Here is a 12,520-nt window from a genome sequence, read left to right as displayed (position 1 = left end):
CCGGGTTGAAGCGGGGTCACGTCCTGTCCGTCACCAGCCTGTAGCCGACGCCGCGCACGGTCTGGAGGTAGAGCGGGTCGGCCGGGTCACGCTCGATCTTGCGGCGCAGCCGGTTCATCTGCACGTCGACCGTGCGGTCGTTGGCGGCCGAACCTTGCGCAGCCAGCTCCTCGCGCGGCACGACTTCGCCGGAACGCTCGGCCAGCGACGTCAGGATTTCGCGCTCGCGCTCTGTCAGGCGGACGGTCTCGTCACCTTTGTGCAGCTCGCCGCGGGCCAGGCCGTAGATGAAGGGGCCGAAGCGGACGAAATCCGGGCGCGTGCCGGATTGGCCGGCCTCGACGATCAATGTGCGTTTCAGGATGTTGCCGAGGCGCAGCAGCAATTCGCGCGGCTCGAAGGGCTTGGCGAGATAGTCGTCGACACCGATCTCGAGGCCGTTGATGCGGTCCTTGCCGTCGGCGCGGGCGGTCAGCATCAGGATCGGCACGGCGGAGCCACCGCGGAAACGCCGGGCGAAGTCGAAGCCGTTCTCGCCCGGCATCATCACGTCGAGCACGATCGCATCGAAGACGAGGTTGCCCAGTCGCGTATCGGCTTCCGCCGCATTGGCGGCCGTGGTGACGCGATAGCCGTTGTCGCCGAGGAAGCGGGCGAGCAGTTCGCGCAGGCGCCGGTCGTCGTCGACGACGAGCACATGCGGTGCCTCGTCGGGCAGAGGTTTGCGGGCCGGTTTGGGTACGGTCTCGCTGGCGATCATGCGTGTAGCTTCCTCCTGCATGGTGCCAGGTCCCCATAGCACACTGCGCGAAGCGGGTCGCCGTCAGGGCTTGGCGAGCAGGCGGTCGACCTTCGGCCGTTCGGTGGGCTCGATCAGGGCGGACAGATATCGCGCGGCGATCGCGGCAGCTTCGGGGCCGACGCCGTCGAGCGCCCGGTTGATCCGCTTGGCCTGGAGGCGGACGAGGCGAAGCGCGAGATCCTGCCCGGCGGCCGTGGTGTGGAGATGGCGCTGGCGCTTGTCCTGCCGCCCGGTGCGCTGCTCGATATAGCCTTTCTCGACCAGCTCCTTCAGCACGCGGTTCAGGCTCTGCTTGGTGATCTGGAGAATGTCGAGCAACTCGGCGATGGTCAGGCCCGGACAGCGCTGGACGAAGTGAAGCACGCGGTGATGCGCCCGGCCGAAGCCGTAATCGGCGAGGATGCGATCGGGGTCGCCGACGAAGTCACGATAGGCGAAGAACAGCAGCTCGATCAGATCGTGCGGCACGGCATCGGCCGATGATCTGAGCGGCGTGTCGTCGGGGCGTGGTTCGGACAGGGACAAAATGCGCTTCCAAAAATTTGGGTCAGCCTTATTGACATATCTCAGACGGAAGATTACCGGTCAAGGGCGCTCGGCGAACGATTATTTCAAAGCCCGTCGTCGCAGCGCAGCTTTAGACCTATGCTTGCGTTCCCAAAACGGCTGTGCCGGAGTTCGGAGCGAGGAAGCACCCAGGAGAAGGTCCCATGTCAGTCATTCCTTTCGACCAGCGCGATGGCGTCATCTGGTTCGACGGCAAGCTCGTGCCGTGGAAGGACGCCAAGATTCACGTACTGACCCACGGACTGCACTACGGCTCCTGCGTGTTCGAGGGCGAGCGCGCCTATGACGGCGTCATCTACAAGAGCACCGAGCACTCGCAGCGCTTCCACAAGTCTGCCGAGATCATGGACTTCACGATCCCCTATTCGGTCGCCGAGCTCGACGAGGCCAAGTATCTCTGCCTGAAGGAGAACGGGCTGAAGGACGCCTATCTTCGCCCGGTCGCCTGGCGCGGTTCGGAGATGATGGCGGTGTCCGGCATGAACAACAAGATCCATACCGCGATCGCGGTTTGGGAATGGCCGAGCATGTTCGACATGGCGCAGAAGCTGAAGGGCGTGCGCCTCGACGTAGCCGATTACCGCCGGCCCGACCCGGCCTGCGCGCCGGTCCATGCCAAGGCGGCGGGTCTCTACATGATCTGCTCGCTGTCGAAGCATAAGGCGGAGCGCGGCGGCTATGCCGATGCGATGATGCTGGACTGGGAAGGTAATGTCGCCGAGTGCACCGGCGCCAACATCTTCTTCATCAAGGACGGCGTGGTCCATACGCCGCTGGCCGACCGCTTCCTGAACGGCATCACCCGCCAGTCCGTGATCGACCTGTGCCGCCAGCGCGGCTTCGAGGTGGTGGAGCGGCGTATCCGCCCGGAGGAGCTGGAAGGCTTCAACGAGTGCTTCATCACCGGATCAGCCGCCGAGGTGACGCTGGTCTCCGAGATCGGACCGTATTCCTTCGTCACCGGCAATATGGGCAAGGTGATCATGGAGGACTACTCCGACGCCGTCCGCCCGAAGTCGAAGGCGGCGTGAGCCAGCCCCGTCATGCCCGGGCTTGACCCGGGCATGACGACAAACGGCTATCCTGTGTTTTTGTGGACCACGGGGGCATTCCGGGGCTCCGCGTCAGCGAAGAGCCCGGAACCCAGAACCGATGCGGGTTTCACGAGAAGCGCAGTCGGGCCAGCGCTTGAATTCATGACGGTATCGGTTCTGGGTTCCGGGCTCAGGCCTGCGGCCTGCCCCGGAATGACGGCGAGGATCCATCTGGCATTGGAGCCTCGCTCCGTCCGAGACTGACGCGTTTTACCTTGCCGTGCTGCGATACAGCGTGATCCAGTCGTCGGGGCCGATGCCGCGGCATTCGCCCATCATGCTGAGCTCGGTCTGGACGAAGGCGGCGCCGGTCCAGGCATAGCTGCCAATGACGCCGCAATCGCCCAGCCCCCGTCCCTTGGCGAAGAAGCTCATGCGCCCGGTCTTCGGATCGAAATCGGCGTTGGTCAGCATGTTCCCGGCATCGCCCTCGCCCTGCGGGAAGGCCATCGGCTTCGCGGCTGCGACATCGCCGCGCTCGGCCGTCCAGAACGCCGTCGTGACATTGTAGGCGCCGCGCGAGCAGGCGAGGCCGACAAGGCGGCGCTCTCCTGCGAGCGGCCAGGCTTCGTCGGCGGCCACCAGCATCTCGTCGTCTTCGCACAGATCGGCGTCGCGCTGCTTGATCTGCTTGCGCAGCGCAGCGGCGAGCGCCTTTCCGTCCTTCTCCGATACGGTGCCGGCAGCGGGCTTCGCCTCGATGACCGGCAAGGCAGGGGCGGCAGGCACATTCGTCGCGCTGCCCTTGCGAATGAGGGCGGATGTCGTGTTGAGCCGCCCTTGCTGCTCGTCGATCCAGAGCAGTGCCGCAACCGAACCGGAAAGCGAGACGCTGGCCGTCACGCCCGGCGCTGCGACGGCGAGTTTGGTCGCCTTGCGCGCGGCTTCGATGAGAGCGGCGATATCGGCCGGCTGAAAGGCCAGCGAGACGGTGTCGCCGTCGGCGGTGACCGGAAGCGGCTTGCCGCCGGTGGGGAAGGGGGCGCCGTCGAGCTTGAGCTGGACCGTCGCCGGCGGCTTCTTCCAGTCGCCACGCAGCCGCAGGACGAGCTTGACCGCCGCATCCGGACCGGCCGGGCGCTCTAGGCGCAGATAGGCGACCGTATCGGCGATTTCGGGTGGCAGCGACAGGGCGGTGCAGCCCTTGACGTTGTCGCAGCCGGCCATCCAGTCGCGGAAGCTCTTCGGTTCGGGCGCGGCCGCTAGGGCGAGCGCCGGCAGCAGGGCCAGTCCGGCGCCGAGCCAAAGCGGCTTCATCGTGTCAGGGAGCCTGTTCCCAGCGCTTCGCCGCATCGTCGTCACCCGCCTTGGCCTCGACCCAGCCGCCGAGCGTGCCGTCGGCGCGATGCTCGCGCTTCCAGAACGGAGCGCGGGTCTTGAGGTAGTCCATCATCAAATCGGCGGCCTCGAAGGCGTCGCGGCGATGGGTCGAGGCCGCGAGCACCAGCACGATCTGCTCGCCCGGCCGGATCAGCCCGAAGCGGTGGATCGCGACGAGGCCGATCAACGGCCAGCGCGCGGCCGCTTCCGCCGCGACGCGGGCGATCTCCGCCTCGGCCATGCCGGGATAATGCTCAATCTCCAGCGCGCTCAGCATTCCGTTCTCGTCGCGGCACAAGCCGGTGAAGGAGACGACGGCGCCGATATCGGCACGGCCATGGCTGAGCGCCGCGATCTCGTCCGAGAGCTCGAAATCCTCGCGCTGGATGCGGATGAGGGGCGTCACGAGCGGCCTCAGCCGCCGGTCATCGGCGGGAAGAAGGCGATCTCGCGGGCGTTGCCGAGCGCGGCCTGCGGCTTGGCGTGGACATGGTCGAGCGCTGCCCGCACGACGGCCTCGTCGGCAAAGGCGGCTTCATAGCCTTCGCCGCGCGCCTTCAGCCAGCGCACGAGCTCGGCGACGGTGGCGAGATCGGCGGGGATGTCGAGCGTCTCTTCCGGCAGGCCGACGCGCTCGCGCACCCAGGCGAAATAGACGACCCTGACCGGGCGCGTGCCTGTCGCAGCCGTTGCGACGGCGGCGCTCATGGCATGCGCTCGTCTTCTTGGACGAGATGGCGGATGCCGGCGTTGAAATAGTCCCAGCCCGTATAGATCGTCAGGCCGGCAGCGGCCCAGAGCAGGACGATGCCGATCGTGGTGTTGCCGGGCAGGACCTTGTCGCCCGCCGGGCCGGCGATGAGGAAGCCGAGCGCGAAGAGCTGCGCCGTCGTCTTCCATTTCGCGACCTTGCTGACGGGGACGCTGACCTTGAGCTCGGCGAGGAACTCGCGCAGGCCCGAGACCAGGATCTCGCGGCAGAGGATGACGATGGCGGCCCAGAGCGGCCAGCCATGGATCGTGCCGTCAGCCACCAGCATGAGCAGCAAGGCAGCGACGAGCAGCTTGTCGGCGATGGGGTCGAGCATGCGGCCGATCGCCGATTGCTGGCTCCAGGCGCGAGCGATGTAGCCGTCGAGATAGTCGGTGACGGCGGCCAGCGTGTAGATCGCCAAGGCGAGCCAGCGCATCCAGTCGTCACGCGGCCAGAACAGTATCGCCACCAGCGCCGGGATCGCGAGGATCCGGCCGTAGGTGAGGAGGTTTGGCAGCGACCAGGGGCCGCGCCGCCTAATGGCGTCTGGAAGAATCGTCACGGGAAGCACCAAAGCAAGCGCGCCACCGCAGCGTCAACACGCAAAACCGCGAGGGCGGCAGAAAGCTCAAGCATCATGAAAGAAATCATGGACGGCCTTGGCCGTCGCGGCGTTGACGCCGGGCGTGCGCATGAGGTCGTCGAGCTTGGCGCGCTGGATCGCCTTCACCGTGCCGAAATGCAGCAGCAGCGCGCGTTTGCGCGAGGGGCCGATGCCGGGAATCTCGTCGAGCGGGTTCTTCATCGTCTCGCGCTTGCGCTTGGCCCGGTGCGTGCCGATGGCGAAGCGGTGCGCCTCGTCGCGCAGGCGCTGGATGAAATAAAGCGCCGGGTCGCGCGGCTGCAGCTTGAAGGGCTCGCGGCCGACCATGTGGAAGGTCTCGCGCATGGCGTTGCGGTCGGCGCCCTTGGCGATGGCGACGAGCGGGATGTCGGTCGCGCCGAGCTCTGCCATGATCTTGCGGGCGGCCTCGAACTGCCCCTTGCCGCCGTCGACGATGACGAGATCGGGACGGGAGGGGAAGCCGTCCTCGTCCTTACGTGCCTTCGGTGTCTTGCGGCTCTTGCCGGGCAAGGGTCCATCCTGAGTGGCAGCGTCTGGCGCGTCTGGCAGGATGATGATCGCGGCTCCGTCGCCCTCTGAAGCATCCTTCGAGACGACAGCCGGCGCGGCCTCCTCAGGATGAGGGCCGAGAGAGATGCCGCCCTCCTTCGCCAACTTCGCAAATCTACGCGTCAGCACCTCGCGCATCATGCCGAAATCGTCCCCGGCGATGGTGTCGGTCGAGATGTTGAAGGTGCGGTAATGGCTCTTCATGAAGCCGTCCGGCCCGGCGACGATCATGCCGCCGACCGCGTTCGTGCCCATAATGTGGGAGTTGTCGTAGACCTCGACGCGGCGCGGCGCCTTCTCGATGCCGAAGGCCGCGCCGAGCGCGGAGAGCAGGGCGCTCTGGCCGGCATTATCGGCGAGCTTGCGCGACAGCGCCTCGCGCGCGTTCTTGACGGCATGCGCCATTAGGTCGGCGCGCTCGCCGCGCTTGGGATGGGCGACCTCGACCTTGCGGCCGGCGCGGGCCGACAAGGCCTGGCCGATCAGCTCGATCTCCTCGACCGGATGCGAGAGCAGGACGACGCGTGGCGGCGGCTTGTCGTCGTAGAACTGGGTGACGACCGAGGCGAGCACCTCGGCTGGCGTCAGCGAGCGGTCGGCGCGCGGAAAAAGCGCGCGGTTGCCCCAGTTCTGGTGATTGCGGAAGAAGAAGATCTCGACGCAGAACTGCCCGGCCTGCTCGTCGATGGCGAAGACATCGGCCTCCTCGACGCCCTGCGTGTTGATGTCCTGCCCGGCCTGCACGGCCGAGAGTGCGGCGAGGCGGTCGCGATAGCGTGCGGCCTTTTCGAATTCGAGCTCTTCCGCCGCCGCCTGCATCCGGGTCGAGAGCAACTGCTTCACCGCCGAGGAGCGCCCCGAGAGGAAGTCGCGCGCCTGACCGGCGAGGGCCTGATAGTCGGGGATCGAGATTTCACCGGTGCACGGGCCGGCGCAGCGCTTGATCTGGAAGAGCAGGCAGGGCCGCGTGCGGTTCTCGTAGAATGAATCCGAGCAGGTGCGGATCAGGAAGGCCTTCTGCAACGCATCGATGGTGCGTTTCACCGCCCAGACCGAGGCGAAGGGGCCGAAATAATCACCCTTGCGATGGCGCGAGCCGCGATGCTTGAAGAGGGCCGGCGCCTCGTGGTCCCCCGTCAGCAGGATATAGGGAAACGATTTGTCGTCGCGCAGCAGCACGTTGTAGCGCGGACGGAGCTGCTTGATCAGGTTGGACTCGAGCAGCAGCGCCTCGGTCTCGGTGCCGGTGGTGACGAATTCCATGTTCGCCGTCTCGGCGATCATGCGCGCCACGGCATTGGTGTGGGCCATGCCGCGGGCATAGGCCGTGACGCGGTTCTTCAGGCTCTTGGCCTTGCCGACATAGAGCACGTCGCCGGCGCGATCGAACATCCGGTAAACGCCGGGCTTGTTCGGCAGATGCTTCGCGAATTGCTGAATGACCTCGATGCCGGCCTTGAGCGCGCCGGGGGCGGCCTCCGCCAGATCGAGCGCAGGCTCGGGCGCGAGGAGACCGTCCTCCTCGTCCTCGAACTCGTCCTGCGGCAGATCGTCCTGACGTTCGCGATTCATGGCCTCCATGTAGGATGCCGGAGCGCCTTCGTCATGTCAGGAGAGGGAGCGATCAACCGTCGTTAGCCGTGTCATGCTCGGAATGCGTCCTGCCTCGTCCGGAAATGCAGATCGTAGGTGGTGCCGGTCGTTCGCTGTCGGGCCAATATGAGAAGACAGCCTTACGCGGCAGATATCACCGAGGATCGAAGCTCATGCCCCAGCCTGACAGCGTTCAAATCGTCCTTGCCTCCCGTCCGGAAGGGCGTCCCAGCCCGGCGAATTTCAGGCTGGAGCATGCCCCTATCCCAACGATCTCCGATGGGCAGGTGCTCCTCAAGGTCCTCTACCTGTCGCTCGATCCCTACATGCGCGGGCGGATGAGCGCAGCGAAATCCTATTCCGCTCCCGTCGAGATCGGGCAGGTGATGGAAGGCGGCACCGTGGCCGAGGTGCTCGAAAGTCGCGATCCCGATTTCAAGCCGGGCGACATCGTGCTCTCCCATTCCGGCTGGCAGTCGCATGCGGTGGCCAGCGGCTCGCAGCTGCGCAAGCTCGATCCGGCGAGCGCACCGGTGACGACGGCGCTCGGCGTGTTGGGCATGCCGGGCTTCACCGCCTATGCCGGGCTGCTGACGATCGGCCAGCCCAAGCCGGGCGAGACCGTGGTCGTGGCGGCGGCGAGCGGGCCAGTCGGCTCGGCCGTAGGGCAGATCGCCCGCATCAAGGGGGCGCGGGCTGTCGGCATCGCCGGCGGGGCGGAGAAATGCGCCTTCGTGCGCGATACCTTCGGCTTCGACGCGGTCATCGACCATCGCGATCCCGACATGGCGGGCAAGCTCGCGGCCGCCTGTCCGGACGGCATCGACGTCTATTTCGAGAATGTCGGCGGGCATGTCTGGGATGCCGTCTTCCCGCTGCTCAACACCTTCGCGCGCATTCCGGTCTGCGGTCTCGTCGCGCAATACAATGCGAGCGGCGATTTTCCGGGCCCGGACCGGCTGCCGGTGCTGATGCGACAGGTGCTTTCGAAGAGCCTGACGATCCGCGGCTTCATCCAGCGTGAATTCGCCGCAGCCCAGGCGCCGACCTTCCGGCAGGAGATGGCCCGCTGGATCGCGGATGGCGCCGTCAAATATAAAGAAGACATCGTCCAGGGCCTGGAGAATGCGCCGGAAGCCTTCATCGGGCTGCTGGAAGGCCGGAATTTCGGGAAGCTGATCGTCAAGCTCTGAGGCAGCGTGCCACGCGCAAGCCTTTTTCCTTGACCAGTCAGCGGGCGGGCGGCCATCACCGTTCGCCCGCTACCGGACCCTGCCCATGCCCGTCTTCGCCATTCCCTTCCCGATGATCGATCCCGTCGCGGTCCAGCTCGGGCCGCTCGCGATCAAATGGTACGGGCTCGCCTATGTCGTCGGCCTGCTCGGCGGCTGGTGGTATGCGCGCCGGCTGGTCGCAGCCGATAGTCTCTGGGCGGGGCGGGCGCGGCCGAAGCCGGAAGAGCTCGACGACATGCTGCTGTTCGTCGCCTTCGGCGTCGTGCTGGGCGGGCGGATCGGCTTCGTGCTGTTCTACGATCTGGCGCGTTATCTCGAGCGCCCGCAGGACATCTTCGCGATCTGGCAGGGCGGCATGTCCTTCCATGGCGGGCTGCTCGGCGCGACCTTGGGCCTGTGGCTCTTCGCCAAGCGGCGCGGATACCCGGCCCTGTCGGTGTTCGATCTGGCGGCGGCGGTCGTGCCGATTGGACTCTTTCTCGGGCGCATTGCCAATTTCATCAATGGCGAGCTCTGGGGCCGGCCGGCGCCGGATTTCGCCTATGCGATGGTCTTTCCCCATGGCGGACCAGTGCCGCGCCATCCGAGCCAACTCTACGAGGCGCTCGGCGAAGGCATCCTGCTCTTCGTCCTGGTGAACCTCGTTGTCCGCTTCGGCGGCTTCAAGCGGCCGGGCCTCGTCGCCGGCGTGTTCGGCATGGGCTATGCGCTGGCCCGGATCGTCTGCGAGTTCTTCCGCGAGCCCGACCCGCAGCTCGGCTTCCTGTTCGGCGCTTCGGTCGATGCGCTTTCCGGCGGCATCACCATGGGCATGCTGCTCTCGCTGCCGGTCTTCTTCGCAGGTCTTTGGCTCGTGCTGCGGAGCCGGCGCGGGCCGCAGGGCGAGGTGCGTGCGTGAATGCCCTCAAGGCCGAGATCGTCGAGCTGATCCGGCAGGAGGGGCCGATCGGAATCGGCCGCTACATGGCGCTGGCGCTCGGGCATCCACGCCATGGCTACTACATGACGCGCGATCCCTTCGGGCAGGAAGGCGACTTCACCACGGCGCCCGAGATCAGCCAGATGTTCGGCGAGCTGATCGGGCTTTGGGCAGCCCATCTCTGGCAGGCGATGGGGACACCCTCGCGACTGCGCCTGATCGAGCTCGGGCCGGGGCGGGGCACGCTGATGGCCGACATGCTGCGGGCGACCCGCATCGTTCCGGGCTTTCGCGAGGCGGTCTCGGTGCATCTCGTTGAGACGAACCCGGTTCTGCGCGAGCGGCAGGCGGCCGCGTTGAAAGGCATCGATCCGGTCTGGCACGACAATGTCGGCGACGCCCTGTCCGGCCCCGTGATCGTCGTCGCCAATGAATTCCTCGATGCCCTGCCGCTCGACCAGTTCGTGATGACGCCGGAAGGCTGGCGCGCGCGGCTGGTGGGGCTCGATGCGGATGGCGGCCTTGCCTTCGGTTTGGCTGCCGCGCGCGAGGAGACGTTGCATATCGCGGGGCCGGCCGGGGCCACCTTCGAGCAGCCTAGCCTGGCGCTCGACATCGTCAGGCAGATCGCGAGCCATGTCGCGGCGGAAGGCGGGGCGGCGCTGTTCATCGATTACGGCTCGGCGCGATCCGGCTTCGGCGACACGCTGCAGGCGATGAAGCGGCATGGCTTCGTCGATCCGCTGGCCGAGCCGGGGGAGGCGGATCTCACCGTGCATGTCGATTTCGAGCGTATGGGGCAGGCAGCGCTCAAGGCTGGCGCGGCGCTGCATGGCCCGGCTAGCCAGCGCGATTTCCTGCTGGCGTTGGGTCTCGCGCAGCGGGCGCAGGCGCTTTCGCTCAAGGCAGCTCCTGACCAGCAGGCTGCAATCTCTGCCGCTTTCGATCGGCTGACCGAAGAAGGGGAGACCGGGATGGGCGATTTGTTCAAGGTTTTCGCGCTATCCCACCCCGGCCTGCCGCCCTTGCCCGGATTTGACCTTCATCGGCTGCCAGAGCAGGGCTGATTTCAGCGGAACCATCTGCGGATTCGCGCCAACCGGACCACGCCATGTTCATCACCGCCCGTGAACTCGCCGGCGAAGCCGGCATCCGCCACGCCTTCTTCACGCGTGAGGGCGGCGCCTCGACCGGCATCTACACTTCGCTGAATGGCGGGCTGGGCTCGAACGACGATCCTGCGGCGATCACCGAGAACCGCGCGCGGATGGCGCGGCATCTCGAAGTCGAGCCGGCGAATCTGGTCAGCCTCTATCAGGTGCATTCCGCCGATGTGGCTGTCGTCACCGGCCCCTGGCCGGGTGAGCGCCCGAAGGCGGATGCGATGGTGACGACTGCGCCGCATGTCGCGCTCGGCGTGTCCACGGCCGATTGCGGACCGATCCTGTTCGCCGACAGCGAGGCGCGGGTCATCGGCGCGGCGCATTCCGGCTGGAAGGGCGCGTTTACCGGCATCGTCGGTGCGACGGTCACCGCGATGGAGAAGCTCGGCGCGCGGCGGGAGCGCATCGTTGCCGTGCTCGGGCCCACGATCAGCGCCAAGGCCTACGAGGTCGGGCCCGAGTTCATCGAGCGCTTCAAGGCGGAGAACCGGACCTATTCCCGCTTCTTCACGGCGTCCGAGCGGGCGGCCCATGCGATGTTCGATCTTCCGGCCTTCATCGCGCTCAAGGCGCAGGAGGCCGGGATCGGTCGATTCGTCGACATGGCGCTGTGCACCTATGGCGATGAGCAGCGATTCTTCAGCTATCGGCGCACCACGCATCGCGGCGAGCCGGATTACGGGCGGCTGATCTCGGCGATCGCCCTCGATTGACCGGAAAGCGGTTGACGGTTCGGCTGCTGCGCTTGTCGCGGCCCGACAGCGGAGTCATCGTCGCTCCCGGCTGGTCGGAATGCATCGCTTCCGCGGCTTAGAGACGTTCTTCGGGCGATGCATTCCAGATGCGGGGGCCGAGATGGAACAGATCCTGATGAACCTGATCGCCGGTGCGATCGGCGGCAATGCGGCCGGCAAGGCCAGTCCAAGCTTCGATCTCGGGACATTGGGCAATACGATTTCCGGACTCGTCGGCGGCGGCGTGCTCGGCCAGCTGATACCGCTCCTGCTGCCGGCGATCAGCGCGGCGGCGCAGGGCGGCAATCTCAGCGTCGGCAGTGTCCTGACCAACCTGATCGCCGGTGGTGCGGGCGGCGCGATCCTGACCGCGATCATCGGCGCGCTCAAGAACAAGACCGCCTGAGCAAGCAACGCGATACGGCAGCCCGGCTCTTTGCGGGGCCGGGCTGCGCGCTACGCACGGCCTGGACCTTGCGCGGCGGTTCCCGCAGCGGCGATGCTGCGTGGCCGAAGACGCTTGAGAGGCCGCCTTGTCCCGTTCGATCGCTTATTATTTCTCGCTGCATTCGCCCTGGACCTATCTCGGCAATGCTGTCTTCCACGATATCGCTCGCCGGCATGGCTGCACCATCGACTACCGGCCGATGCCGCTTCGCTCCGTTTTTGACGAGACGGGCGGGCTGCCCTTGCCGAAGCGGCATCCGGTTCGGCAACGCTACAGGCTGCTCGATCTGCAGCGCTGGCGCGAGCGACGCGGCGTGCCGCTCGTCCTGCAGCCCCGGCATTTTCCCTTCGATCCGTCCCAGGCCGACCGCATGACGATCGCGATCCTGGCTGCCGGCGGCGATCCCTTCGCGTTCATCAGCGACGTGATGGCCGGCCTCTGGGCCCGGGACGAGGATATGACGCAGCCCGAGGCGCTTCTCGCCTGCGCCGCGCGAGCCGGGCTTGACGGGCTGGCGCTGCTCGCCGCGGCCGACAGCCCGCCGATCAGGCAACGCTACGAGGCGACATTGGGGCAAGCCATCGAGGCCGGCGTCTTCGGTGCGCCCAGCTATGTGCTCGATGGCGAGGTGTTCTGGGGGCAGGACCGCCTCGAATTGCTCGATTCAGCGCTGGCGAGCGGGCGCGAAGCCTATCGCCCGGACGGTGCGGTCTGAGA

At 66.7% G+C, this 12,520-nt stretch carries 14 protein-coding genes; 7 read left to right on the top strand and 7 right to left on the bottom strand.

Translation table 11 applies throughout. From position 1 onward, the window contains the following. Positions 1-16: 16 nt before the first annotated feature. Together NWE53_RS11050 and NWE53_RS11045 are read right to left on the bottom strand one after the other, a co-directional pair. Positions 17-781, bottom strand: coding sequence for a response regulator (locus tag NWE53_RS11050; protein ID WP_442865005.1), 765 nt, complete (start codon positions 779-781; stop codon positions 17-19). 42 nt (positions 782-823) lie between these two features. Then, positions 824-1,321: a MarR family winged helix-turn-helix transcriptional regulator gene (locus NWE53_RS11045; RefSeq protein WP_265054880.1), complete on the bottom strand. Its 498-nt coding sequence runs from the start codon at positions 1,319-1,321 to the stop codon at positions 824-826. A gap of 191 nt (positions 1,322-1,512) precedes the next feature. Here NWE53_RS11045 and NWE53_RS11040 point away from each other — a divergent pair, with 191 nt between their 5' ends. Next, positions 1,513-2,400 carry a branched-chain amino acid aminotransferase gene (locus NWE53_RS11040; RefSeq protein ID WP_265054345.1) on the top strand — a complete coding sequence of 296 codons (888 nt, stop codon included), beginning with the start codon at positions 1,513-1,515 and terminating at the stop codon, positions 2,398-2,400. 273 nt (positions 2,401-2,673) lie between these two features. On the opposite strand, the gene NWE53_RS11035 is transcribed toward NWE53_RS11040, so the two are convergent. The 5 genes from NWE53_RS11035 to uvrC all read right to left on the bottom strand — a co-directional run bounded on the left by NWE53_RS11035 (position 2,674) and on the right by uvrC (position 7,283). After that, on the bottom strand, positions 2,674-3,720 hold the full coding sequence (locus tag NWE53_RS11035) for a DUF1176 domain-containing protein (RefSeq protein WP_265054344.1): 1,047 nt from the start codon (positions 3,718-3,720) through the stop codon (positions 2,674-2,676). Positions 3,721-3,724: 4 nt separating this feature from the next. Continuing rightward, the gene (locus NWE53_RS11030; protein ID WP_442865004.1) at positions 3,725-4,189 is read right to left on the bottom strand and encodes a molybdenum cofactor biosynthesis protein MoaE; all 465 of its coding nucleotides are present in this window, start codon (positions 4,187-4,189) and stop codon (positions 3,725-3,727) included. Between the two features lie 8 nt (positions 4,190-4,197). After that, on the bottom strand, positions 4,198-4,491 hold the full coding sequence (gene moaD, locus NWE53_RS11025) for a molybdopterin converting factor subunit 1 (protein WP_265054343.1): 294 nt from the start codon (positions 4,489-4,491) through the stop codon (positions 4,198-4,200). Then, positions 4,488-5,099 carry a CDP-diacylglycerol--glycerol-3-phosphate 3-phosphatidyltransferase gene (pgsA, locus tag NWE53_RS11020; protein WP_265054342.1) on the bottom strand — a complete coding sequence of 204 codons (612 nt, stop codon included), beginning with the start codon at positions 5,097-5,099 and terminating at the stop codon, positions 4,488-4,490. The genes moaD and pgsA overlap by 4 nt, the downstream gene beginning before the upstream one ends. A gap of 66 nt (positions 5,100-5,165) precedes the next feature. Beyond that, positions 5,166-7,283: an excinuclease ABC subunit UvrC gene (gene uvrC / locus NWE53_RS11015; RefSeq protein WP_265054341.1), complete on the bottom strand. Its 2,118-nt coding sequence runs from the start codon at positions 7,281-7,283 to the stop codon at positions 5,166-5,168. A gap of 194 nt (positions 7,284-7,477) precedes the next feature. Between uvrC and NWE53_RS11010 the strand changes: the two genes are divergently transcribed. The 6 genes from NWE53_RS11010 (at position 7,478) to NWE53_RS10985 (ending at position 12,518) form a co-directional block, all read left to right on the top strand. Then, entirely contained in the window at positions 7,478-8,497 is a 1,020-nt protein-coding gene (locus NWE53_RS11010; RefSeq protein ID WP_265054340.1) for an NADP-dependent oxidoreductase, read from the top strand. Positions 8,498-8,582: 85 nt separating this feature from the next. Next, on the top strand, positions 8,583-9,437 hold the full coding sequence (lgt, locus tag NWE53_RS11005; protein ID WP_442865003.1) for a prolipoprotein diacylglyceryl transferase: 855 nt from the start codon (positions 8,583-8,585) through the stop codon (positions 9,435-9,437). Then, positions 9,434-10,525, top strand: a complete 1,092-nt coding sequence (locus tag NWE53_RS11000) for a class I SAM-dependent methyltransferase (protein WP_265054339.1) — start codon at positions 9,434-9,436, stop codon at positions 10,523-10,525. Before lgt ends, NWE53_RS11000 begins: the two co-directional genes overlap by 4 nt. Before the next feature lie 44 nt (positions 10,526-10,569). Beyond that, positions 10,570-11,334 carry a peptidoglycan editing factor PgeF gene (gene pgeF, locus NWE53_RS10995; RefSeq protein ID WP_265054338.1) on the top strand — a complete coding sequence of 255 codons (765 nt, stop codon included), beginning with the start codon at positions 10,570-10,572 and terminating at the stop codon, positions 11,332-11,334. A 142-nt stretch (positions 11,335-11,476) separates the two neighbouring features. Beyond that, entirely contained in the window at positions 11,477-11,761 is a 285-nt protein-coding gene (locus NWE53_RS10990) for a hypothetical protein (protein ID WP_265054337.1), read from the top strand. Between the two features lie 127 nt (positions 11,762-11,888). Next, positions 11,889-12,518, top strand: coding sequence for a 2-hydroxychromene-2-carboxylate isomerase (locus NWE53_RS10985; RefSeq protein WP_265054336.1), 630 nt, complete (start codon positions 11,889-11,891; stop codon positions 12,516-12,518). Positions 12,519-12,520 lie beyond the last annotated feature (2 nt).

Origin of the sequence: Bosea sp. NBC_00550, assembly GCF_026020075.1 — a bacterium.
Classification (GTDB): Bacteria; Pseudomonadota; Alphaproteobacteria; order Rhizobiales; family Beijerinckiaceae; genus Allobosea.
The sequence above is the reverse complement of the archived record's forward strand: the minus strand, read 5'-3'. Positions and strand labels throughout refer to the sequence as shown.